A 23369-nucleotide genomic window follows, 5' to 3' on the forward strand; every position below is an offset into this window, starting at 1 on the left:
AATTCCCACCCCGCAGACCCTGCCCCGACATCACTGGCCAGGGTTCGCTGCCGCCTGCCCACTAACTCACCGATTTTCGAGCCAGGCGGACCGACTCCCCTGCTCCGCTCAGCGGACACGAGGTCAGAGGGCTGTGGACGGCTGCCGCCGTGTGTCTGTGGTGGCCGATGTTGTCGTCAGCCCTACATCCCGTAGCCGACGGTGGAAGCTCGAAGCGTTCAGAGACTCCGCGGTGTTCAACACCAGCCCCCGCCAGCCACGGAAGAGCTCACATGTACGTCGTAGTCATCGCCGTGCCCCTCTCCCAGCGCATCCAGGAACCACACCGAGAGTTCAACGCCCCTTCCGTCGACAGACTTGGTGAAGCAGCCCACCCCTTCACCGTCATCCTCCGGAGAGGGCGTCCACCCATCCTTGATCGCGATGTCTCGGTAGAAGGACAGCACGTCGGCTCGCGAGCCCGAGGGACGATAGGTCTGCCCGACAGTCGTTATCCGGTCGTCGCTGTCGCAAGAGCTGCCGCGTCCCTCCTGCGGTGTCGCGCTTGCCGGATGAGCGTCGAGGATGCTGAGCGTGGCCAAAGAGGCGGCGAGCCGGTCATCGTCAGCGGTGCACCCGTAGGTCAACACCAGAAAAGCGATAGGAGCAACCAAAGCAGCGCCAACCCCCACGCAGACAGCCACGAGCACCGCGATCGTCGAGCGCTTCATGATCAGTAGCTTAGTGCGCCTGTACATTCACTCAACAGGTACGCCGTAGCCCTCTCTGGTCGTGACTTCACTCGCGACCACTTCATTACGAGTTAGATCACGACCGTCCAGGACCGTCCATCATCGTCTTCCGGGCCTGGCTAGGCGGGCTTACGGGATCTCACAGTCCATAATCGTCCAGGGCCGTCCAGCCCTAGTGTTAGCACTGGCGTTAGCAGAACGCGTTGAACCGGTGACTCTTCCGTGGCGGCACGTCGGCATTGTCGCTCAACGATCAGCCCGAGCGCTGGATGGCGGACACGAACCCGCCCTGGGCTTTCCCACTACTCGCCAGGACGTCCCAGTCGTAGACAGGGCTGTGCGAGTCGACGACCAGCACAACCGCACCGCCGGCATGGTCCACGGCGCCCATCCAGGCGAAGCGCTCTTCGGCCTCATCCGGGTGGGCGATACCTTCGACCAGGATTCCAGAATCGCCGGGGCCGTCGACGACCGAGACAGCCAGACCGGCAAGGAACTGCCAGCCACCACACGGCAACGGCCTACCCGCATCAAGCTGAAACACGGGAAGTTGCTCGACCGGGGCGGCCGAGACGAGAACCAGCATCGGCACGGTACCGCCGAGATAGCGGGCGTCCTCGCGAGGGATACGAGATGGCACTCGGCGAGTATGCCACTTTCTGACCACTTGATTACAAGGGAAGGGCAGGAGCCTTGTCGACGGCGGCTGAGGCTGCTCGGGCAGCACATATGAGCCGATGAGGTGTGATCGCGGAAGCTACGATTGCTGTACGCACTGATGTACAGCGCTCCGTCCGATGGCCCGCCCAAGCAATCCGGCGCCAAGTTGAGCCAGACCGCAGGGTCGCCAGGCCCGAGGACCGAAAGCCACGCGGCAGCCGCTCGCCCCTAACACCATGAGACCGTCACCTCGCAGTGCTGGACTGCAACGCATCCATCTTGTCGGGGAGGAACTCTATCCTCAAACTCGTGCCTACAGAGCAAGCCTCCCCGCCAAAGACCATCGACGTCTCGGTCACTCTCAATTGGAAGCCGCGCGGCCTAGTTATACCGCATTTCCCTCGGACCCACCCCACGCCGCCCGCCACCTGGGATGCCATCGCGTTCTCGTGGCCAGCTCTCCCGAATCCCAGAGCTGGACTGTACCGTATTAGGATCGTCACTCATGATTTCAGTTGGATCTATATCGGAGAGAGCGCAAACCTCTTCAGGAGGCTGAACAACTACAGGCGCCTGCACAAGTCAAGGCCTAATAGCAATGATTCGCGGCTAAGTGTGATCATCCGCAAGGCTTTACTAGAAGGGGACCAAGTCTCCCTAGATACGACCAGTAACGGCCGAATCAAGATCGGAAGAACCGAGCGCCCCTTAGTAATGCGCCAAAAGACCGAAAGAATTCTGGCCGAGACGGCAGCTATTCTTCAAGAGGAAGAATTGCCAGGCGAAGACATATGGGTTCTAAACAAAAGCCTTGACGATAACGGCCGGTTCATGTGGACCGAGTTCTGGAACCCTCCGGGCGAGCCTGATAACGCGTCCCTGAGGTCCTAAGTGCGGCGCGCTCGCGTGGTCACGGTGTCCCCCGCGTCGTCAGCCCGAGGCGATTCGCCTGGTCATCGAGCAGATGGAGGCGATGGCACCGCACTACGTCGCTCAGCGCGCAATGGTGTGAGGGCTGCGCGATGTCAGTAGAGATAAAGGTCTCGTCGGCAAGTCGTACAGCAAGTAAGTCGCGTGCGCCCCTACGGTCTTCGCACGAGGACGCGGAGCGTGCCGCGCCTGCGCCGGTGGGTAGGAGACGTTGCCCAACCTGCTGACCTGCGGCGATGCGGAAGCCTAGTGACACGCCTGCTCCTGCTGCGCGAGCGCAAATGCCCTGTTCAGGCCGGTGATGTGTGCCCCTAGGCCGCGTGGATCTTGCGGAACGCAGGTGTCGGGTTCGCACGGAAAGGACAACGGGCAGCTGTTCGTCAGCGACGTCCGGGCCATCGACGGCAGGTCGTTCCAGATCACCTTCAACACCGCGCTGACGGAGCAGATCCGGCAGTTCGTCACCGGCAACGCCAACTACCTCACCGAGTTCATCCGGGTCTCGGGCGGCACCGCCGGGACGCCGGACGCCGCCCTCGACGGCGGTCCGGTCAACGAGATCAGCGGTACCCGGGTGTTCCCCGTCGACGGCGACGCGCGCTCGCTGCGCGTGCTGCTCGGCGCGGGGGCGAACCTGGGCACCTCCAGCTACGGCGTCTGGTTCGACGGCAAGGGCCACGAGCTCACCGACGACCTGCGGGACCACCACCGCCACCAGCGAGCTGCGCGGCACGACCACGCCGGCGGCGAAGGCGGCGATCGTCTCGGCGACGGCGACCGACTCCCGCTCGGTGCGGATCGAGTTCGCCGAGACGGTGTACGCCAACATGCCGGCCTCGCGCTACACCGGCGCCGGCAACTCGGTCACCCGCGCCGACGGCGCCACGATCCGTCCCGTGTACGTGCAAAAGGTGGCCGACACCGACGGCACCGCCTGGGACCTGACCTTCGCCGAGGACCTCGGCGCGGGCGCGCACACGGTCTCGATCAACGGGGCGCAGCACGCGCTGACCACGTCGGTCGGCAACCTGGCGAACACCGACGTGATCACCGCGTCGTTCACCGGCACGACCACACAGCGCACCGCGCCGCGGGTCACCGACGTCGAGGTCGACGAGGCGCGCGACACCATCGCCATCTCGTTCGACCGCAAGATCGGTTCGGTCGCCGGCGGCGCCGCGGCCGCGCCGCTGTCCGAGACGCCGGGCGGCACCGGCGGCAGCACCCTCACCCGGGACCAGCTGCTCGCCGCGGTCGACCTGTCGGGTGCCGTCGAGCGCGCTGGGCACGGCAGCTCGTCGCTGGAGGGCAACCTCGAGGACGTCGCGGCGTACGCCCCGGACCTGCGTACCGTCGTCATCAAGGTGGAGAAGGGCACGCTGCTCAAGGCGGCTTCGCGCGGCTCCGTCATGGGGCCAAGGGCAACTGGGACGCGCTGACCGCCGCGGTCGACGATGCCGTGTACGGGTACCACTCGACGAACGACAACGTCCTCCAGGTCGTCTACAGGGCCGCCCAAGGCGGTCAGACCGCCGCCGCGCTCGCAGGCTTCACCCCGGCGTCGGGCAAGCTCGTGAACGTGGACGTTTCCGAACAGGTGAAGACGCAATTCGAGTACCAGGGCAACGTCAGGCTCGCGTGACGCCCCAGGCCCGGCGGTGACGGCGTCGAACCTTCTATGCCTGTCAAACGGCGAGCGCCGGGATTGCTCCGACGGTCTCGGGTGGCGTGGCGGCGTTGAGCGCGCGGAAGATCTGGCGGGCGAGGTAGCGCTTGAGGATGCGGCGAATCTCTCGCCTTGAGCGTCCTTTAGCGAGGCGTCGCTCGACGTAGGCGCGGGTCTCGGGGTGGTGGGCCATCCGACTGAGTACAGCCATCACCTGTCGCGACGGAACGGCTCGGTCTTCGGGTGCCGTCGCCACCGGGATCGGTCACCGTCTCGTCAGCACCAGTGATCCGGCGACTCACGGCTTCGAGACGAGATGCTCCTCCGCCTCGGCCTTCGCCAGCTCGATCACGCCCGCCTTGTGCTGCACCTGAGGCCCGAACCAGCCCTTGTAGTAGACGACGGTGCCGTCGGGCACCAGAAGCTCGTTGGTCGCGGCGAAGGCCTTCGCTTCGGCCGCGTCGGCGAAGACGTACTTCATGAACGCCGACGACTGCCACCCGTTGACGTCGAAGCTGACGACGCGATACTCCAGGTCAGCCTTGGTGTTGGCGCTGCTCCTGGCCCAGACCACGTAGTCGTCGGTGGTCACGTAGAAGTTGGCCTCGTCACCGGGATGGCTCTGGAGCGCCCCCGCGACGGCGGGCACCTTGGCATCGCTGGGGGGAGTCGGTGCCCACCGCATCCCGTCGGGTCCCTGTGCCGCTCTGTCCGGAGATGTGACGTCCGGGCTCGCCTCCGGGGAACAGCCCGCAGTCGTCAGCACCAGCAGGACCAGAGCCACGAGTGGTGACGGTGTCCTCTTCACGTGAACCATCTCCCGTCGGCGGGCACTACATCCCCGCCAGGATGTCGACGACGTAGACCAGGGTCGAACCCGCTGGGATCATCTCCGACGCGTCGTCACCGAAGGCCTTGGCGGGCGGCACCAGCAGCATCACCCGGCTGCCGATCGGCTGGCCCGCGAGCCCTTCCTGCCAGCCGCTGATCGCATCGGTCAGACGGACGACGGTCGGGCCGCCCTCGTTCCAGGTCGACGCCAGCTCGGTTCCGTCCCACAGCCAGCTGGCGTGGTTCACGACCACCCAGGACTCCGCGCCGACCGGGTCGCCCGAGCCCGTGACGAGCGGCTGGACCACCAGGTCCGCGGGCGGATCGCCCGTCACCGGCGCCAGTTTGGGCTCACCGCCGTCGGACGACGTCACGACCGGCAGCCCCCTCGGCTGGGTCACCGCCTCACCTTCGGCACGCTCGAAGACCGGCGCCGCCGCGAGGATCTCGAACGAGTAGATCATGGTGACCGTGTCGACCGGGGCACCGAACAGCACCCGCGAGCCGACCCGAGACCCGATCACGGCCTCGTAGAGCGCCGGCGGCAGGTTGGCCTCGTCGACCAGGAGGAGCTCCGGGCCCCTCCCCTCTTCGTAGGAGCTGGCCTCGATGGTCTCGGTGTTCGCGTTGAGGGACGCGACGTGCACCGCTACGGCGTCCCCCGGCTCCACGGCTGGGCCCGTACCCTCGTCCGCCTCGCGTGCGACCTCCCCGGTCAGGGTGAGCGGCGGTTTGAAGTTGAAGAACGGCATCGTGCCCAGGTTTCCCGTCAGGGACACACGGGCGAGGGCGTCAACATCGGCGTCATGGTCGGCTATGGCCGCAGCAGGTTGGTCGGGTCCGAGCGAGGTCTCCTCGCCGCTCCCAGTACACCCTGCCAGCACGAGAGCGACCGCGGCGGCACAGGCCACCGACAAGGAGGTGCTTCGTCGCACGATCTTCCAGCCTCACTTTCCGACGCGGGGACGACGGCCGGGCTAGATGCCGGCCAGGATGTCGATGACGTACACCAACGTGCTGCCGCCGGGGATGAGCTCTCCCCTGCCCTTATCACCCCACGCCAGGTCGGGCGGGACGACGAGCATGACCCTGCTGCCGATCGGCTGCCCGACCAGCCCTTCGCGCCAGCCGCGGATCGTTCCGGCCAGGACGACGGGAAGTCCGGCACCGTCCTCCCAGGAGTTCTGGAACTGCGTTCCGTCCCACAGCGATCCGACCACCTGGAGCACCAGACTGGAGTCCGCGCTGACCTCCGGCCCGGTTCCGACGATCAAGGGCTGCACCACCAGGTCCTCCGGGGGCGGGCCCTCGGCGGGCACCAGCATCGGCATGACGGCTTCGGTTGTGGGGCTGTCCGCGTACCCGATGGGCGGCAGGCCGGGCGCGAGGTCCTTCACCTCGGTGCCCTCGGCCTGAGCCAGCACGTCCAGCACTGACGTCACCTCGAACACCCACAGGGTCGTCCTGCCCTCGCCCACCGGGCCCGCGAGAAGGACCCGGACGCCGGTCTGGGCACCGACCAGCTGCTCCAGCAGTGCCAGCGGCATGCTGGCCTCGGTGGTCATGAGGATCTGCGGGGCGCCGTCGTAGGTGCTGCCCTGCTCGGTCCCGTCCCCACCGTCGATGGTGACCACGTTGGCTACGACGGCCTGGTTCACGTCAATCGTCTCGCCGCTGCCGGGTGCGACCACGCGGGCGATCGGACCGGTCACGCTGACGGGCGGGGCAAAGTCGAGCACTGGGGGCTTACCAGGCTCCGCCGTCAGGCTCACCGTGTCGAGCGCCGCGGCGTCCGCGACGGCATCGACGCGTGGGAGCGCCAGTACGGACGGTGCGGTAGTCGACGGGATGCCGGAGGCCTCCACCGCGCCGGTGCACCCGGAGAGCAGCAGGCCGCCCAACGTCAGGCCGACGACGGTGCGGAAGGTGGGGCGCCGCACTGATTCACGTCCTTCTCGTCTGGTGAGGTGTCGGGGATGTGGGTTCAGGTCGTGCGGCCGTGCCGCCGGGTTGCCCCGGCGGCACGGCCTGGTCGGACGGTCACCCGCAGGTGACCGCCTCGGTTGCGATCGGGTACTCAACCCCCGCGTTGAAGGGGTACTTCACGGCGGGGCCGCTGCCCGTCACCGTGAAGGTGCCCGCCGGGACTTCCGTCTGCAGCGTCTTCTGCTGGAGCTTGACGGTGTGGCCTGCCTTGACCCGATCGAACGTCTTCGCGCCGAACGGCGTAGTGATCGTCACGTAGGTGGCGTCGACGTTGTCGGTGTTGGTCACCGAGTAGGTCATCATCGCATTCTGGCCGGTACACCTGCCCTCCGCCTTCGCCGACAGATCCAGCACGTCGATGCCCTTGTACGGCACGTCGATCGTGTAGGTCTGATCACCCTTGGTCGCGGTGACGTGGGCGACGCCGTCGGGGATCGAGCCGTTGACCTTGAACCTGGCGTTCGGGTGCGCGTCAGGTCGGACGTCGGTGAACGTCTGTGTCCCGTAGTCGGTCGTCACGGTGATGTCGATGTTCGGCACCGTCTCCTCGAGGTTGATTACCTCGATGTCGAGCTGCGGCTGCTTGCCGAACCAGTTGTCGACCCGGGCCTTGCCCAGGATGGACACGGGCGGGCGGTTATCGGCGGGCTCGTACAGACGCACGTCGTCGAACTGGAGCCAGCCCTCGGTTGAGTTGGTGTACTCGACTCCCATCATCACGAAGTCGGGGTACGCCGAGTTGGCGTGCCACTGATCGGGCCACGTGCGCTTCACCGTCGCCGTGCTCTCCCGGGTGCCGTCGGGCTTGAACTGCCGGGTGGACGACCGGGCGTAGCCGTTGTAGCGGCCGTCGTAGTGGTCGCCCGGGTAGGCGTTGTAACGCCAGACCGGGTTGTTGTTCGTGATGAACGGCCGGTAGTAGCGGTAGGTGTGCCAGCCCACGTCCTGGAACATGCCGCTCCACTCCAGGGTGTAGCCCAGCTCGCTGCGCTCTACCGCGAAGGTGTACGGGATGTACGGGAAGAACCGCGGGTCGGACTGCGCCATCGCGCGCGGTGCCTGGTTCGTGGTGTCCTCGTAGATCATGCGACCAGGGTGGTCCGGGTCCTCGATCGACGTGTTGCAGTCGGAGAAGAAGCGCTGGGACTGGCCGGCCATGCGCCCGACCTCGTAGTAGCCCGCGTTGTTCCAGCCGTTCATGCGTCCACCGACCCACGGGTTCACACCGTTCTTGTGAGTCTCCTGCATGCGCGTCAATACGCCCGTCTCCGAGTTGCACACCCGGCCGTTGTTGTCGCGGTCAGGATCGGTGGCGAACTGGTCCATCAACACCTTGCGGTGGTAGTGCCAGAAGTGCAGGTTGCGCGGCATCGGGTGCTGGACGTCGGTGACCGTCAGCGCGTGCAGACCGTTGTAGCCCGCGCCACCGTAGTTGAGCGGGTTCCAGAGCCCTTCACCACACCGCGGTGTCGTGTACGCGTTGGTCGAGCTGTCCGGCCAGGGGTGCTGGGACTTGCAGTTCTTGCGGCCCAGCGCGTCCGTCAGCGTGAAGCCGTTCCAGCGCGGGGTGCCGGGCGCGATGCTGTACTCGCCGTCGTCCCCGTACTCGTAGCCGGGGTGGGTGGTCCACGACGACCACTCACCGGTGACCGGGTCGAACCGGTCACCTCCCATCTCGTACCGGGTGACCGTGTACTCCATGCGGTACACGGGCGGCATCGGCTTGGTGTTGCGGATCATCGCACCGGCGGTGGGGTCATCGGACCGCAGCTCGGCGACGATGTTCCCCGTCTCCGGCTGCCGCATGACGTGGAAGACACCCGGCCGCTCAGGCTGGTTCTTGCCGGACTTCAGATCCTGCTGGCGCCCGGACAGTGCGACCGTAAGCCAGTTGTCCTCGCCGATCTCCTTCGTCTTCGTCCACGTCCGGAACGACCTGATGACCTCACCGAAGCCCAGGCCCATCTCGCCCCAGTAGGTCTCGCCGTCGTCGTCACTGATGGTGTCGTAGACGTTCTCGAAGTTGTCGAGGGTCCAGGGAATCTCGTCCATGTTGATGTCGAGATCCTCTTTGTCGAAGAGCTCGCGGTACTTGAGCTGCCAGCCGGGCCGGAAGGTGTCGTCGGACGGCGCCTGGAAGCTACCTCGACGAACGGCTTCCTCACCGGCCGCGGCACTGACCGGCGCAGCCGAGGCCATCCCCACGGTCAGCGCAGCGGCCAACCCCAGCCCAAGTAATGCTCTCAGTGCAGATCTTGTTCGCATGCTACTCGATCCTCATTCCCTTCTGGTGTGCTGTGGTGGTTCGGATCGTGATTGCCCTCTGCGCAGGCGCGGCGATCAGCCGTGACTCACCGCGTCGTAGTATTCGGTCGCGTTTTCCGGCCGGATCAGAGGTGAGGGAACGAACGAGTGGCGCACGAGGTCTTCTCGCTTGAAGATCGTGACCATCACATTGACACCTTGCTCGCCGATCTCTGCAGGGTCGATCAATGACGTGGCGTTGAAGTTCGTGCCGTCCATGATTGCCTGGAAGGCCTCGGCGGTGCCGCCGGTGCCGACGAAGATCAACTGGTCGGTACGCCCCGCGTCGGCTGCGGCCTTCTGCGCCCCGAGGCACATCGCATCGTTGTGGCAGTACACCGCGACGATGTCCGTGTGCTCGGCCAGGACGGCCTTCATGACGCGTTCGCCGCCCGCGGCGGTCCAGTCACCGAGCTCAGCGCCCTTGACCACGGTCATCTCGGGGTACGTCTGCTTGAGGCAGTTCTCGAAGCCCTCGCTCAGCTGCCGGCCGATCGGGTGGCCCGTGGGGCCGCCCTCGATGAGAGCGAGCTTTCCCCGCCCGCCGAGGGCGCTGCCGAGATAGTCGCACGAGTCCCAGCCAACGTTGGGGTAGTCCGGCCCGATCGCCGCGTTGTAGGCGCCAGAGTCGAGCGCCCGGCCGACGAAGACGAGCGAGACACGGGAGTCCTGCATCGCGAGGGACAGTGCCGGCGCATTGACCAGATCATCGGTCGAAACGAGGATCCCGTCGACACCCTCCGCGAGCAGGTCCGTCACGTCGGCGGCGAGCTTGGCGGCATCCCCGCCTGCGTCCCTGCTGACTGTCGCGACGCCGACCTCGGCCGCCCGGGCCTCCATCGACTCGCTCAGCGCTGTGAGGTAGGGGCTTGCCAGAGAGAAGTTGGCAATGCCGATGGTGAAACCCTCTGCACGGAAGGGATCGACAGACGGTGCAGCGGACGGCGGGGCGGCCTGCGCCGCGGGACCTGAGGCCTGGCCGCCGGCCGCATCACATCCACCGAGGCCCAAGACAACGAGGGCCGAGAATGCGGCGAAGGTGCGGCGGCATCGCACGGCGGCCCCCGAGGCAGGCAGGTTCGATGATGCGCGCGGAGTGGACTCGAGGATCGCCGACCGCATGATGGACACTTTTGTCCTTTCAGATAGTTCGAAGCCGACCGCAAACCCGGCTCAATAGCTCGTGCCCATTCGAGTAAATCGAATCCTCTTCGATTTGGTCGCCTGATCACAACATTCATAAATGCTGGACACCTTGTCAAGGGTTTAGGCTCGTGGACTTTCCTGACTGATCGACGGATTCCTCGCCGGGCATTCGAGCATGTCGAATCGACGGTTCATCTCGACACCGGCGTGGGCCGTCGACGGTCGCGGCCACGGTGATGGGCACCGCGGCAACTGGTTGCGCCGCTTGTCGCAAGGGGAGACAGACCCCGACTCGTACCCGCCCCTACCCGCCTGACCTGTTTGCGCGACCTCTTAAAGCAACGGTGTTGGGTGGTGGCCGGGGCGACCTCTCCATATCAGGCTCGAACCCGATTCGTAAGACCCTTGACATGAACCCATGCTCGCTGGAGAGTGACTGCTATTCACCTAACCCGAATAGGATTCGATTAACTCGAATGAAGAGCGGTAGGAAGTCCCACAGCGTTGTTAAGGCGTTCGAACTCATCAAGGTGATCGCCGACGTCGGCCCGCAGGGCATCGGGCTGCAGGACCTGGCGGCCCGGTCCGGTGTGGTCGCGAGCACGGCGCACCGCTATATGGCGTCGCTGCTCGAGCTGGGCGTGGTGGAACGCGACACGGTTGGGGCGTACCGCCTCGGGATCGGCCTGGTCACCCTCGCGGGCCGTTACCTCGAGGAGGATGTGCTGCGTAAGGCGGTGCATCCGTATCTGGTCAAGCTCGCCGAGATCAGCGGGGAGACCGCTCACCTCGGGGTACGGGTCGGCGATCGGCTGGTCTACGTCGACAAGGTGGAGAGCGCGAAGTCGGTCCGCCTGGTGTCGCACATCGGTAGCCAGGCCCCGATGCATTGCACCTCTATGGGCAAGGCCCTACTCTCCCTCGCGGGTGACGACGAACGGCGCAACCTCGCCGACGGCCCGCTCGAGCGTCCCACGCCGAAGACGTTGACCGGTGTCGACCTGCTCGAGGAGTTGGAGCGGGTCCGGTCGCAGGGCTTTGCGCTCGATGACGAGGAGAACGAGGAGGGCGTGCGGTGCCTCGGGGTGCCGCTGGTGAATGCAGCCGGCAGGGCGGTTGGCGCGTTCAGCGTCTCCGCGCCGGCCAACCGGTTCAGCGTCGAGGACTGTCACCGGCTCGCCCCGTCGGCTATCAGGTACGCGGCCGAGATCAGCAGCCGGATCGGCTACGCGGGCAGCCCGTTCGCCTCGGGGTGGGACAGCAGCAACTAGGCCGAACCGAACACGACCAAGGGATGAACCGAGATGTCACAGAGTGCTCCCCAGATCGATGTCACCAACCCCGGCACCGGTGAGCTGCTCGGTCAGGTGCACGACCTGTCCGAGGAACAGGTCACCACGATCGTTGCGAACGCCCAAACCGGACAGCAGTCGGTCGCTGCGATGCCCGCCCACGCCCGAGCGGAACTCCTGCTCGACGTCGCGAGCCGGATCGAAGCCGCTCGGGACGAACTCGCCCGTCTGCTAGCCGCCGAGAACGGCAAGCCGCTGACGCAGACGCAGGGAGAGGTCGATGCCGCCATCCGGATCTTCCGCGGCTGTGCCGGCGAGGCGACCCGGATCTTCGGCCGACAGATCCCACTGGACGCCGTACCAGGCCTTGAAGCTCATCTCGCGATCACCGTACGGGAGCCGCTCGGCGTCGTCGCCGCGATCGTCCCGTTCAACTACCCGGTCGAGCTGTACGCGCACAAGGCCGCAGCGGCCATCGCGGCAGGAAACGCCGTGGTCGTGCAGCCGCCAGCGCGCTGTCCGCTCTCCCTCGTGCGGATCGACGAGATGTTCGCGGCGGCCGGTGCACCCCGGTATACGCACCAGCTTGTCACCGGTGGCGTACGGGTATCGCAGCTGCTGGCCGAGCTTCCCGGGATCGCTGCCGTGTGCCTGACCGGCAGCACGATAGCGGGGCGGGAGATCGCCCGCCGCAGTGCCGCCACCTTTAAGAAGGTGTTCCTTGAGCTGGGTGGCAACGACGCGCTGATCGTCTGCGACGACGCCGATGTGGACAAGGCCGCGGAGGCTGTGGTACTCGGCCGCCTCGCCCGCGGCAACGGCCAGATCTGCTGCGCGGTCAAGCGGGTGTACGTTCAGGAAGGCGTCCACGACCGCTTCGTGGAGTCGCTCCTCGCCCAGACCGCCAAGCTCTCAGTCGGCGACCAGCTCCTGCCCTCGACCGACGTCGGGCCGCTGATCGCGGAAAGCGCGGCGGTCGCTGTAGAGGCCGCGGTCGGCCAACTGGTCGCCGATGGCGCCACCCTCGCCGCAGGCGGGTCGCGCAACGGCGCCTTCTTCACCCCCACCGTCCTCGTCGACGTCCCCGTGCAGAGCCCCGCCCTCGCGGAGGAGATCTTTGGCCCGGTGGCGCCGGTTGCCCGCTTCTCCGACATCGCCGACGCGGTCCGGATGGCAAACGAGTCCCCGTACGGACTGCAGGCGGCGGTCTTCACCAACGACGTCACCCGCGCCTTCCAGGTCGCCAAGCGGCTCGACGTCGGCGGCGTCGTCATCAACGGCTCCACTGCGCTGCGCTCGGAGAACCTGCCCTTCGGCGGCACCAAGGAGACCGGCGGCTACCGCGAGGGGCTACACGAGACCGTCACCGACCTGACCCGGCAAAAGACGATGATCGTCATGGGGGCGTTCGCGTGACGCTCGAGGTGCGCGGCGTCCGCAAGGCGTACGGCAGCGTCGAGGTCCTCCACGGGGTAGACCTTGCCGGTAGCGGCGGCGACGTGGTCGCCGTCGTCGGGGCCAACGGCGCCGGCAAGTCCACTCTCATCAAGATCCTCTCCGGGGCGGAGCCGATGGATTCCGGCGAGCTGTGGATGGACGGCCAGCGTCTGGACCTCCGTACCCCGCACGACGCCCAGGCCGCCGGGATACGGACGGTCTACCAGGAGCTAACGCTGATCTCCGGGCTCTCGGTGACCGAGAACCTGCTGCTGGGCCGGATGCCCCGGCGGGGCGGCCTGATCGATTGGACCGAGGCGCACCGCCGGGCCCGGACCCTGCTCGACGAGGCCGGCTTCAGCGGCATCGACCCCGCCACCATGGCCGGTGACCTGACGGTCGCGCGCCAGCAGATGGTCGAGATCGCCAAGGCGCTGGCGTCGGAGCCCCGCGTGCTCGTCCTCGACGAGCCATCGGCGGTCCTTGCTGGCCGCGACCTCGACGCGCTCTTCGCCCTCATCCGCCGGCTGCAGGAGCGCGGCGTCCTGATCATCTACGTCTCTCACCGGCTCGCCGAGGTGACCGAGCTGGCGACGTCGATCGTGGTGATCCGCGACGGCACGGTCGTCGAAACGACGGAACCGGCCCGCACGAACGAGAGCGAACTCATCACGCTCATGGCAGGTCGCAAAGTCGAGCGCATCTACCCAGACGCGCGTCCGGAGCCGGGCGGGGAACTGCTGGCGGTACGGGGGCTGAGCCGGCCCAGCGAGTTCGAGGACGTCAGCTTCACGCTCTGCGCGGGCGAGATCGTCGGCATGTTCGGGCTGGTCGGCGCCGGCCGCAGCGAGCTTGCCCGATGCCTGTTCGGCGACACCTGCGCCACTTCGGGGACGGTTCATCTTGATGGCGCGCCGGTGCGTTTCGGCCATCCCGCGGCCGCGATCTCGGCCGGGCTGGCGCTCGTGACCGAGGACCGCAAGCGCACCGGGATGGTCGCGTCGATGAGCGTACGGGACAACATCACGCTGGCCACCCTGCGCGCGCGGATGCGCGGTCCCCTGATCGACGGGCGCCGCCAGAAGGCGACCGTTAACGAAATGATCGCCAAGTTCGACATCCGCCCCGGTCACTGCGCCGCGCTGCCGATCGCCACCCTGAGCGGCGGAAACCAGCAGAAGGCCATCCTCGCCAAGTGGCTGCTCGCCGGGCCGCGCGTGTTCATCCTCGACGAGCCGACCCGTGGCGTCGACGTGGCGACCCGGGTGGACATCTACCGGACCATTGACGCGCTGGCCCGGTCCGGGCATGCCGTACTGCTCATCTCTTCGGATCTGGCCGAGGTGATCGGTGCGACGGACCGAGTCCTCGTCATGCGCAACGGGCGGATATCCGGCGAGATCCGATCTGACGCAGCGACCGAGGACCAAGTCCTCGGGTATTCGATTCGAGAGGCAGCATGACATCGAGTCGCTTGACCAAGCCCGCCGAGGCGATGGCCACGTCGCCGTCCCGGGGGCCGCGTTTCATAGGTGGTCGTCCCATCACCCCAATGGGCGTATTCGTCGTCCTGCTGGTGGTCCTGGTCGGCATCATGGCGCTGTCGACCGACGGCTTCCTGACCGAACGCAACCTCACCAACCTGCTCAAGCAGATGGTGACCACCGGGCTACTGGCCTTCGGCATGCTCGTCGTCATCCTCACCGGCGGGATCGACCTCTCGGTCGGATCGGTGGTGGCGTTCACCGGCATTGTGAGCGCCGGGCTCATCGCCGACCTGCCGATTCCCGTCGCCATGGCAGTCGCGATCGCCGCCGGCATAGGTTTCGGCCTCGTCAACGGCATTCTCATCGCCGGCTTCAACCTCGCACCCTTCGTGGTGACACTCGCGGCGCTGACCACGATTCGAGGCCTGGCGTTCGTCTACTCCGAGACGCCGATCTCCCCCAGCGACCCGGGGTTCTTCAGCTTGGGCACGGCGATGGTGGGTCCGATCCCGCTGACCACGGTCATCATGTTCGCGGTCTTCATCGCGGGCGGAATCTTCCTGAGTCAGACGCCGGCCGGCCGCGCGATCTACGCGATCGGCGGTAACGCCGAGACCGTACGGCTTGCCGGGATCAGCGTACGCAAGCACGTCGTGCTCGCATACGCGATCAGTGGTGCCTGCGCCGGGCTGGCCGGGGTGATCCTCGCCAGCCGGGTCGGGATCGCCCAGCCAAGCGTCGGCGTCGCCTTCGAACTCGACGCCATCGCCGCTTGCGTGATCGGTGGTGCCAGCCTGGCCGGCGGACGCGGCTCGGTGCGGGCGACGTTCGGCGGCGTACTCGTGCTCGCGCTCATCAACAACATGCTCAACCTGCACGGTGTGCAGAGCTACTGGCAGCAGGTCCTCAAGGGATTGATCATCGTGGCGGTCATCCTTGTCCAGCGGCGCTCCCAGCGTCGCTGGGCCTGAGTCCGCATCACGGCCGACACACATAGGAGAAGGAATGCGGATCAACAAAATTGGCGCCCTGTTGCTGGCGGGGACTCTCGGCCTCGGACTCGCGGCGTGTAGTTCGGACGATGGTGGCAGCGAGGGCGGCAAGGGCCGCACCATTGGCGTCGCCAACTTCACCCTCGGCGGCCCGTACTTCAACGGCATGGACCGGGCGATCAAGGCGCAGGCGGAGGGGAAGAGCGTCACGATCATCAGCACCGACGCCAACGGCGACGCCGCGAAACTCGCCGCCAACGTTGAGGACCTGATCAGCAAAGATGTCGACGCGGTGATCATCTCCGGTGGGCCGCTCGAATCGGCGCCCGCTGCCCTCAACTCACTGAAGGCGGCCAAGATCTCGGTGATCCTCGTCGACCGCAAGTTCCAGACCGGCGAGTACACCAGCTGGATCGGCCCGGACAACGAGCGGATCGGGGTGCAGGACGGTGAGTTCCTCACCCAGCAACTGCCGCAGGGCGGCAAGGTCGCAATCATCAAGGGCGGCCCGGCCGACAACAGCATCGGCCTGGCGCGTACCAACGGCCTGAAATCCGTGCTCGGCAAGGACCCGAAGTTCACGCTCGTCGAGGCGCCCGACTTCGGGAACTGGGGCTCCGACGGCGGGCTGGCCGTGACGGAGAGCCTGCTCGCCTCACACAAGGACCTCAAGGCCGTGTTCTGCGAGAACGACGCGATGTGCCTCGGCGCCCAGCGGGCCATCGCAAACGCGAACCTGAACAGCCAGATCATCCTCGCCGGTGTCGACGGCCAACTCGAGGCGCTGCAGGAGATCGCCAAGGGCGAGAACTACGTCGTCACCGGGCTGAACAGCGCCGACCAGATCGGCCGCCTCGGACTCGACCGGGCGCTCGAGGTGCTCGACGGTAAGCAGGTGGAGAAGGACACGGTTGTCGACTCTCCGCAGATCACCAAGCAGAACGCGCAGGAGTTCATCGACAAGGGCACGTTCTGACCGGGCACGACGCCGGCGCAGCAGTCACTGCGCCGGTTACCGTGCGGCGTCTGAAGCGACGAGTAACAGCAAGCACCTGAAACCTGAGGTTGCACAACCACTGGCAGGACAGCCAATAAGTAGGAGATACAGTGCGTAGAAAGCGGATGCTGAGGGCCGGACTCGCCGGCCTCGTCATCGGAGCCGTAGCCTTACCGGCTGGGGGCGTCCCAGCAAACGCAGACGCAGCGGCTAGGTACGCTACGGCTTCGGATGCGCAGGGCAACAACGAAGCGCAAGGGAACCGGGCACGCCTCCTCGTGACCGGCGTCCGGGCCCTCGACACCAGGTCGTTCGAGATCACCTTCAACAACGACCTCAGCGAGCAGATCCGTCAGTTCGTCACGGGAAACCCGAACTACCTTACGGAGTTCATCCGGGTCTCGGGCGGGACGGCGGGGCAGCCGGACGGGGCGCTCGACGGCGGCCCGCTCAACAAGATCAGCGGCACCCGTCTCTTCGTGGTTGACGGGGACGCGCGCTCGCTGCGCGTGCTGCTGGGCGCGGACGCGAGCCTGGGCGATTCGCGCTACCAGGTCTGGTTCGACGGCAAGGGCCACGAGCTGGCCGACGATCTGCTTATTGCAGGCGCCAACGGCTCGACCCTACGCGGGACCACGACTACCCCACGAGACTTACGCGGCACGACCCGGCCGGCGGAGAAGGCCTCAATCGCATCAGCGACGGCCCCCGACTCACGCTCGGTCCGCATCGTCTTCACGAACCCGGTCTACGCCGCAATGCCCGCTTCGCGGTACGCCGGCACAGGCATCACCGTTACCCGTCCGAACGGCACCACGGTCCGCCCGGCGTACGTCCAGAAGGTGGGCGGCACCGACAACACCGCCTGGGAGCTGACATTCTCCGAGGATCTCGGCGCCGGATCGCACATGGTCACGATCAACGGAGCGCAGCACGCGCTGACCACGTCGATCGGCAACCTGGGGAACACGGACGTCGTGTCCGCGTCATTCGAAGGCGCAACCAGGCAGCGTAGCGCGCCCCAGGTCACCGACATCACCGTCGGCGACGAGCGGGAGACGATTGTCGTCTCCTTCGACCGCAAGATCGCCGCCGTCAACGGCGGGGGCGACAACGTGCCGCTGGCCGAGACGCCAGGCGGCACCGGCGGCACGACACTCACCCGTACTCAGCTGCTCGCCGCAGTCGATCTGTCGGGCGTTCTCGAAGGCGCCGAAGACGGCATCTCGTCGCTCGCGCAGAACGTGGAGGACGTGGCGGCATACGCCCCGGACCTGCGTACCCTCGTCATCAAGGTCGAGAAGGGCACGCGTCTAAAGGCGGGCTCGCGCGGCTCCGTCACCGTCCAGGCGGGTGCCGTCACCGACCTGGCCGGCGTCGGCAACGCCGCCGCGAAGGTCGACTTCAAGGTGCCGAACTCCAAGCCGAAAAAGACCTCGTACGACCCGAACGCTCCTGAATACCTCCGTGTCAACCAGAACGCGAGCGTGACCTTCCGGCACAACGTGTTCGAGTTCACCGACGCGCCGAATGACCTCTCGGTCCGCCGGGAGAACGTCGAGAACCGGCTGGTGAACGAGAAGATTGACGCGATCCTGGTCGAGAACAAGTACATCGAGGCGACGTTCGTCCCAGGCTACGGCGGCCGGCTGCTCTCGTTGATCTACAAGCCGACGGGGAACGATCTGCTTTACACCAACCCGACGGGCACGCCGTACGGCTTCAACAACAACCCGGTCGGGCGTCCAGGGACCAGCCCCTTTTACCACAACTGGCTCATGGTCTGGGGCGGCATCTTCCCGACGCTGACCGAGGCAGAGCACGGCAAGTACTGGTTCCTGCCATGGGACTACTCGATCAGCGAGACCGCCGACGCGGTCTCGATCACGATGACCAACAAGGACACCACGCACTACGGCGACCGGCCGTCGCGCTACGTGTACGGCCCGACCGGGCTTGAGACGACCGTAACCTACACGATCGGCAAGAAGACCCCGAGCGTGGACATGACGGTCTCGATCCACAACCCCGGTACCCAGACCGTCTCGTACGAGTACTGGACCTGCACCACGCTCGCGCCCGGTGCCGCCTCAAACCAGGGCTCGCCGACGATGGAGATCGTCTCGCCGGTCAGCGTCATCCAACGTGACTCGGCCTACACCTGGATGGCCAATGTGGAGAAGCCGGCCAACCCGGCGACCCCGAACGACCGCTACCTGGTCCTCGACAAGCTCAACAAGATGGTCAACTGGCGTGGTGATGGCATCGCGTACGGCCAGGGCTTGGCGCAGAATCCGCAGGGTAACTGGTGGGGCGTCATCAACCACGAGAACGGCGAGGGTGTCGTGCGGGTCGGCGACAACAAGGTGACGCCGGGGATGAAGTTCTGGGAGTGGGGCTACAACTCCTCGTTCGACACGAACATTTACCGCAACGGCAGCTCGGCGCGTCCGTACATCGAGCTCTGGGCGGGCACGTCAGGCCGGTTCTTCGAGCCGGCGAAGATCGGCCCGGGCGCAACCACCTCGTGGACGGAGACGTTCCTGCCGACGATGGACCTGGCTGGCGTCACCAACGCGAGCAAGGCGGGTGCCGCTGAGGTGGCTTTCCAGCGCACCGGGGGCCAACTGACGGTCCGCGGTGACGTTTTCTCCACGCACATCGGCGAGGACCTGCGGGTGGAACTCGTCGACAAGGCAACGGGCCGTACCCTCGCCAGCAAGTCGTTCAATGGGGCCGCTGACCAGTCCGTCGACCTGTCAGCGGAGCTGACCGACGATGCGACGGTCCAGCTCGTGCTGACCGACCGGGCCGGCAACGTGCTACTGCAGGCCGAGAAGCCGGCGGCAGGCGCGTAACTCCGCGAATCGGGCAAAGAGTGTTGGGGCGGCGTCTACGCGGCGCCGCCCCGACACCGTGCCGGGCCGCAGTCACAACCCGGTGAACACGCAGAGCACGATCCACATCTGAGGTTGCACAACCGAAGATCAGAGATAGCAATGCGCGCCACCGAGGATACCCGGCTCGGCCCGGGTGCGGGGTTCCCGCTCCGGGGGACCGGTCGACCGGACGCAGGCCTAGTTGCAATGCCCGGGTAGGCTCGCCAGTGCGGCTGGGTGTCCTCAGTGGACATCGGCTGACCGGGTGGAACTTCATCGGCTGGAGAAGGCGGCGCAGCGTCTTGGTGTTTACACGGTGACCCTTCATTTGTGGGCTGATTCGTAAGCGTCGGTTCTCCTCGGTTGATGTCGAGGCGATGAAGGCTTCCGCCGGCAGTGAGCGTGTCCGGTTGGAGGGCCTGCACGTGCGCGTGTCGGGTTCCATCAGGCAGGAGTCCTCGTGGGAGGCGCAGGAGCGCGAGCTGCGGGCCACTTCCACGGGCGAGGCCGTGAAGGTGTTCCGTGATCGGGCGTCGGGTTTGCGGGAGGATCGCCCCCGGCCTCGACCGCGCGGTCGGCCCAGTCCAAGCGCGGCTTGGGGTTCTGTCGGCGTAGGACCGCGTTCTCGTGGTGCAGGACCAGAATCTCCAGGTCCTTGGCCGCGGTGGTCCGAGCGAGCAGGGACAGCCAGCTGGCGATCTGGCAGAACACGAGGTAGATCAGGCGCAGCGACACGAGTAACGATGGTGCGCGCATTCACTGTTTCGGAACAGACCTTCGCGACCATAACGAGTTACGCGCCGCCCTGATCGACCACGTCGCCCGGCTTACCAGCGTCGGCGGACGAACCGGCCGACGGGAGTTGGTCGCCTCATGCCGTGGACAGCAGGCCACGCACGGCCTTGACCTGGTCAACGGCTCGGTGTAGCGCGGCCACGATCTGTTCCTCGCTGCCCGCGCCGAGCCGGGCCACCGGCACGGACAGGCTGATCGCGTCGATCGCCGGCGCCTGCAACGGTACGGCCATCGCGAAGCAGACGATGCCTTCGGTGTTTTCCTCGCGATCCACGGCGTAGCCGCGTGCCCGGACGGTGGCGAGTTCGGCGCGCAGCGCGTCCCGAGTGGTGATGGTGTGCGCGGTAAGGACCGGCAGCGGCCAGGCCAGGAGCTGGTCGAGGGCGTCGTCGGGGCGGTCGGCGAGCAGTGCCTTGCCCAGGGCAGTGGCGTGGGCCGGCAGCTGCCGGCCGATCGCGCTGTAGAGCCGCAAGGGGTGCACCGACTCGCGTTTGGCCAGATAGACGACATGCGCGCCGTCGAGGCGCCCGAGGTGGACCGTTTCCCCGAACTGCTGCGACAGGTCGTCGAGCACCCCGCCCAACAGACCCACGGTGTCGTCCGTCATGAGGTAAGCGGCGCCGACCTGAAGAGCGCGGACGCCGAGGCCGAATCGGGTTCCGGTGACGTCGCTTTCCACCCAGCCGCGTTGAGCCATCGTCCGAAGGATGCCGTGCAGGCTGCTTTTCGGGATGTTCAGGGCGCGGGCCAGGTCGATCAGGGAACGCCGGGTGGGTGAGGCGGCCAGCGCCTCAAGTACCTCCAGTGCCCGGTCGGCGGACTTCACCGGTTGGAACGGTTCGGATGATGGCATGTCAGTCACCTTAGCCGGGTTGACACCGTGACTGACGCCGATAAGGTCATATATGTGACTGACGTTCACCATACTGAACCTGCAAGTGTCGCATCCACCATCGGCGCATGCCGCATCCTCCCGGTCGTCGTGCTCGACGATGCTCGCGCCGCCGACCCGCTCGCCGCCGCGCTCGCCGCCGGCGGGTTGCGCGCCGTCGAGGTGACCTTCCGCACGGCTGCGGCCGCCGACGCGATCCGCGCCATGGCCTCCTCCCACCCGGACCTGCTGGTCGGGGCCGGAACGGTGCTGACACCCGCTCAGGTCGACCTCGCAGTCTCCGCCGGCGCACGCTTCGTCATCAGCCCGGGATTCGCCCCCGCGGTGGTACGGCACTGCCAGCAGGCCGGCATCCCCGTCTTCCCCGGAGCGGCCACCGCCACCGAGATCCAGATGGCGCTGGACGCGGGCCTGGACACGGTGAAGTTCTTCCCCGCCGAGCAACTCGGCGGCGTCGACATGATCAAGGCGCTCGCCGCCCCGTTCCGTTCGCTGCGGTTCATCCCGACCGGCGGGGTCAACACCGGCAACCTCGCCGCCTACCTCGCCCAGCCCGCGGTGCTCGCCGTCGGCGGCACCTGGATGGTCGCCGCCGACCTCATCGCCGACGAGCGCTGGGACGAGATCACCCGCCGTACCGCAGACGCCGTGGCCGCCACCTGACCCGCACCGGAGGCATGAGAATGGACGTCCGCCCTGCCGCAGACTGCCGCTACGACCTGGTGTCACTCGGCGAGATCATGCTCCGCCTGGACCCGGGTGAGGGCCGCGTGCGCACCACCCGCACATTCCGTACATGGGAGGGCGGCGGCGAATACAACGTTGCCCGCGGGCTGCGCCGCTGCTTCGGGCTACGCACTGCAGTGGTCACCGCCTTCGCCGACAACGAGGTGGGTCGGCTGCTGGAGGACCTGGTCCTGCAGGGCGGCGTGGACACGTCGCTGATCAAGTGGCTGCCCTACGACGGGACCGGCCGGACCGTCCGCAACGGCCTCAACTTCACCGAGCGCGGCTTCGGGCTGCGCGGCGCCGTCGGCACCTCCGACCGCAGCCACACCGCAGCCAGCCAGCTGCGCCCCGACGACGTGGACTGGGACCACCTGTTCGGCACTCTGGGGGTCCGCTGGCTGCACACCGGTGGCATCTACGCCGCACTGTCGGACACCACACCGGACACCATCGAGGCGGCCATGAGCGCCGCTCGTCGCCACGGTACGGTCATTTCCTACGACCTGAACTACCGGCCCAGCCTCTGGCAGGCGATCGGCGGGCAGACCCGTGCGCAGGAAGTCAACCGCCGGCTGGCCCGCTACGTCGACGTGGTGATCGGCAACGAAGAGGACTTCACCGCGTCGCTGGGCTTCGAAGTGCCAGACACTCACGCATCGCTGTCGCAACTGGACGTTGCCAACTTCCAGCGGATGATCGCGGCGGTCACCAAGGAGCACGACAACTTCCAGGTCATCGCCACTACCATGCGGACCGTGCGGACCGCGACGGTCAACGACTGGGGAGCGATCGCCTGGTCCGAGCGGACCGGATTCGTCGAGGCGAAGCACCGCCCCAATCTGGAGATCCTGGACCGTGTCGGCGGTGGCGACAGCTTCGCCTCCGGGTTGATCTACGGGCTGCTGGAAAAGGGTAACCTCGCCACGGCAGTGGAATATGGAGCGGCTCATGGCTCCCTGGCCATGACCACGCCGGGCGATACCTCTATGGCCAGCCTGAAGGAGGTCGAGGCCCTCGTGCACGGAGGCGGCGCCCGCGTCCAGCGGTAACGACCTCGTCACCCGACCAGGGTGTCGGTCCACACCGCTGACCGGTGACCCGGCTGGATCGGGCATGCACAGTCCGGCGAGCAGGAGAACCGGCCCGGTCACGGGTGTCCCGGCGCTACCACGGCTGCCGTGCAGTGCAGCGGAGTCTGGCTGCCGATGCACGAGACCATCCAGACCCACTTGGTGGTCACAATCCTGTCGACGCTGTGCTTGCCGAAAACCTCGTCCGCGCAGGTCAGGCGGCATGTTCGTACTCGTGGAGGACGCCACCCAGACGATCACGCGACGGAGGGTCTGTCCAGCCAACGGCTCTGTCCCGTATTCGGTGGTGGCGCTGCGTGATCACCTGCCAGCCTGAGGCGTGCTGGAGACCGACGATCTGATAGGTGTGGTGTTTTCGGGTCTGTCTGCCCTGGTCATCGAGGATGTGGAGGACAAGGACGATCACATTCGGATCATGGCCCGTACTCGGGATGAGCCGGTGCCGTGCCCAGTGTGCGGGGTGCTGACCGGCCAGGTGCATGGCTTCTGCGGCCGGACGGTCGCGGACGTCCCGGTCGACGGGC

Annotated in this window: 20 protein-coding genes and 1 pseudogene; 11 read left to right on the plus strand and 10 right to left on the minus strand. The window is 66.8% G+C overall.

The features are described 5' to 3' along the window. Positions 1-236: 236 nt before the first annotated feature. The 3 genes from ACIN94_RS31985 to ACIN94_RS31995 all read right to left on the minus strand — a co-directional run bounded on the left by ACIN94_RS31985 (position 237) and on the right by ACIN94_RS31995 (position 3150). Positions 237-710 carry a hypothetical protein gene (locus ACIN94_RS31985; RefSeq protein ID WP_400714495.1) on the minus strand — a complete coding sequence of 158 codons (474 nt, stop codon included), beginning with the start codon at positions 708-710 and terminating at the stop codon, positions 237-239. A gap of 274 nt (positions 711-984) precedes the next feature. After that, positions 985-1371 carry a hypothetical protein gene (locus ACIN94_RS31990; RefSeq protein ID WP_400714498.1) on the minus strand — a complete coding sequence of 129 codons (387 nt, stop codon included), beginning with the start codon at positions 1369-1371 and terminating at the stop codon, positions 985-987. Between the two features lie 930 nt (positions 1372-2301). After that, the gene (locus ACIN94_RS31995; protein WP_400714501.1) at positions 2302-3150 is read right to left on the minus strand and encodes a hypothetical protein; all 849 of its coding nucleotides are present in this window, start codon (positions 3148-3150) and stop codon (positions 2302-2304) included. Between ACIN94_RS31995 and ACIN94_RS32000 the strand changes: the two genes are divergently transcribed. Both ACIN94_RS32000 and ACIN94_RS32005 read left to right on the plus strand, forming a co-directional pair. After that, positions 3113-3760: a hypothetical protein gene (locus ACIN94_RS32000; RefSeq protein WP_400714504.1), complete on the plus strand. Its 648-nt coding sequence runs from the start codon at positions 3113-3115 to the stop codon at positions 3758-3760. The two genes, ACIN94_RS31995 and ACIN94_RS32000, sit on opposite strands and share 38 nt — an antisense overlap. Before the next feature lie 20 nt (positions 3761-3780). Beyond that, positions 3781-3963, plus strand: a complete 183-nt coding sequence (locus ACIN94_RS32005; RefSeq protein ID WP_400714507.1) for a DUF726 domain-containing protein — start codon at positions 3781-3783, stop codon at positions 3961-3963. Positions 3964-4006: 43 nt separating this feature from the next. Here the strand turns inward: ACIN94_RS32005 and ACIN94_RS32010 are convergent, their stop codons facing one another. From ACIN94_RS32010 to ACIN94_RS32035, 6 genes are all read right to left on the minus strand, one after another. Then, positions 4007-4198: a hypothetical protein gene (locus ACIN94_RS32010; RefSeq protein WP_400714510.1), complete on the minus strand. Its 192-nt coding sequence runs from the start codon at positions 4196-4198 to the stop codon at positions 4007-4009. 87 nt (positions 4199-4285) lie between these two features. Beyond that, on the minus strand, positions 4286-4771 hold the full coding sequence (locus tag ACIN94_RS32015) for a hypothetical protein (protein WP_400714513.1): 486 nt from the start codon (positions 4769-4771) through the stop codon (positions 4286-4288). 49 nt (positions 4772-4820) lie between these two features. Further along, positions 4821-5753, minus strand: coding sequence for an FKBP-type peptidyl-prolyl cis-trans isomerase (locus ACIN94_RS32020; RefSeq protein WP_400714516.1), 933 nt, complete (start codon positions 5751-5753; stop codon positions 4821-4823). 42 nt (positions 5754-5795) lie between these two features. Continuing rightward, a complete protein-coding gene (locus tag ACIN94_RS32025; protein WP_400714519.1) occupies positions 5796-6758 on the minus strand; it encodes an FKBP-type peptidyl-prolyl cis-trans isomerase in 963 nt (320 codons plus the stop codon). Between the two features lie 100 nt (positions 6759-6858). Continuing rightward, positions 6859-9069: a hypothetical protein gene (locus ACIN94_RS32030; RefSeq protein ID WP_400714522.1), complete on the minus strand. Its 2211-nt coding sequence runs from the start codon at positions 9067-9069 to the stop codon at positions 6859-6861. 75 nt (positions 9070-9144) lie between these two features. Beyond that, positions 9145-10230: a sugar ABC transporter substrate-binding protein gene (locus tag ACIN94_RS32035; RefSeq protein WP_400714525.1), complete on the minus strand. Its 1086-nt coding sequence runs from the start codon at positions 10228-10230 to the stop codon at positions 9145-9147. Between the two features lie 500 nt (positions 10231-10730). Between ACIN94_RS32035 and ACIN94_RS32040 the strand changes: the two genes are divergently transcribed. The 6 genes from ACIN94_RS32040 to ACIN94_RS32065 all read left to right on the plus strand — a co-directional run bounded on the left by ACIN94_RS32040 (position 10731) and on the right by ACIN94_RS32065 (position 19317). Then, positions 10731-11525, plus strand: a complete 795-nt coding sequence (locus ACIN94_RS32040) for an IclR family transcriptional regulator (protein WP_400714527.1) — start codon at positions 10731-10733, stop codon at positions 11523-11525. A gap of 33 nt (positions 11526-11558) precedes the next feature. Then, entirely contained in the window at positions 11559-12962 is a 1404-nt protein-coding gene (locus ACIN94_RS32045) for an aldehyde dehydrogenase family protein (protein WP_400714530.1), read from the plus strand. Next, on the plus strand, positions 12959-14446 hold the full coding sequence (locus ACIN94_RS32050; RefSeq protein ID WP_400714533.1) for a sugar ABC transporter ATP-binding protein: 1488 nt from the start codon (positions 12959-12961) through the stop codon (positions 14444-14446). The genes ACIN94_RS32045 and ACIN94_RS32050 overlap by 4 nt, the downstream gene beginning before the upstream one ends. Positions 14447-14535: 89 nt before the next feature. Next, positions 14536-15441, plus strand: coding sequence for an ABC transporter permease (locus ACIN94_RS32055; protein WP_400714536.1), 906 nt, complete (start codon positions 14536-14538; stop codon positions 15439-15441). A 34-nt stretch (positions 15442-15475) separates the two neighbouring features. Next, positions 15476-16438, plus strand: a complete 963-nt coding sequence (locus ACIN94_RS32060) for a substrate-binding domain-containing protein (protein WP_400714539.1) — start codon at positions 15476-15478, stop codon at positions 16436-16438. Between the two features lie 299 nt (positions 16439-16737). Next, entirely contained in the window at positions 16738-19317 is a 2580-nt protein-coding gene (locus ACIN94_RS32065; RefSeq protein ID WP_400714542.1) for a DUF5107 domain-containing protein, read from the plus strand. An 892-nt stretch (positions 19318-20209) separates the two neighbouring features. On the opposite strand, the gene ACIN94_RS32070 is transcribed toward ACIN94_RS32065, so the two are convergent. After that, the gene (locus ACIN94_RS32070; RefSeq protein ID WP_400714545.1) at positions 20210-20986 is read right to left on the minus strand and encodes an IclR family transcriptional regulator; all 777 of its coding nucleotides are present in this window, start codon (positions 20984-20986) and stop codon (positions 20210-20212) included. A gap of 54 nt (positions 20987-21040) precedes the next feature. Here ACIN94_RS32070 and eda point away from each other — a divergent pair, with 54 nt between their 5' ends. From eda to ACIN94_RS32085, 3 genes and pseudogenes are all read left to right on the plus strand, one after another. Further along, the gene (gene eda, locus ACIN94_RS32075) at positions 21041-21688 is read left to right on the plus strand and encodes a bifunctional 4-hydroxy-2-oxoglutarate aldolase/2-dehydro-3-deoxy-phosphogluconate aldolase (protein ID WP_400714548.1); all 648 of its coding nucleotides are present in this window, start codon (positions 21041-21043) and stop codon (positions 21686-21688) included. Between the two features lie 20 nt (positions 21689-21708). After that, complete coding sequence (locus ACIN94_RS32080) at positions 21709-22803, plus strand: sugar kinase (RefSeq protein ID WP_400714551.1); 1095 nt, start codon at positions 21709-21711, stop codon at positions 22801-22803. Between the two features lie 391 nt (positions 22804-23194). After that, positions 23195-23369 (plus strand): annotated as a pseudogene (locus ACIN94_RS32085) (ISL3 family transposase); the annotation flags it as partial.

It is taken from the genome of Streptosporangium sp. NPDC087985 (genome assembly GCF_044741965.1).
Classification (GTDB): domain Bacteria; phylum Actinomycetota; class Actinomycetes; order Streptosporangiales; family Streptosporangiaceae; genus Streptosporangium.

Bases quoted from the DNA above. Each gene is read 5' to 3' on its own strand.
- ACIN94_RS31985 (WP_400714495.1), bottom strand. From the start codon at position 710: ATGAAGCGCTCGACGATCGCGGTGCTCGTGGCTGTCTGCGTGGGGGTT.
- ACIN94_RS31995 (WP_400714501.1), bottom strand. From the start codon at position 3,150: ATGTTGGCGTACACCGTCTCGGCGAACTCGATCCGCACCGAGCGGGAG.
- ACIN94_RS32010 (WP_400714510.1), bottom strand. From the start codon at position 4,198: ATGGCTGTACTCAGTCGGATGGCCCACCACCCCGAGACCCGCGCCTAC.
- ACIN94_RS32030 (WP_400714522.1), bottom strand. From the start codon at position 9,069: ATGCGAACAAGATCTGCACTGAGAGCATTACTTGGGCTGGGGTTGGCC.
- ACIN94_RS32035 (WP_400714525.1), bottom strand. From the start codon at position 10,230: ATGCGGTCGGCGATCCTCGAGTCCACTCCGCGCGCATCATCGAACCTG.
- ACIN94_RS32040 (WP_400714527.1), top strand. From the start codon at position 10,731: ATGAAGAGCGGTAGGAAGTCCCACAGCGTTGTTAAGGCGTTCGAACTC.
- ACIN94_RS32045 (WP_400714530.1), top strand. From the start codon at position 11,559: ATGTCACAGAGTGCTCCCCAGATCGATGTCACCAACCCCGGCACCGGT.
- ACIN94_RS32055 (WP_400714536.1), top strand. From the start codon at position 14,536: ATGGGCGTATTCGTCGTCCTGCTGGTGGTCCTGGTCGGCATCATGGCG.
- ACIN94_RS32060 (WP_400714539.1), top strand. From the start codon at position 15,476: ATGCGGATCAACAAAATTGGCGCCCTGTTGCTGGCGGGGACTCTCGGC.
- ACIN94_RS32070 (WP_400714545.1), bottom strand. From the start codon at position 20,986: ATGCCATCATCCGAACCGTTCCAACCGGTGAAGTCCGCCGACCGGGCA.
- ACIN94_RS32080 (WP_400714551.1), top strand. From the start codon at position 21,709: ATGGACGTCCGCCCTGCCGCAGACTGCCGCTACGACCTGGTGTCACTC.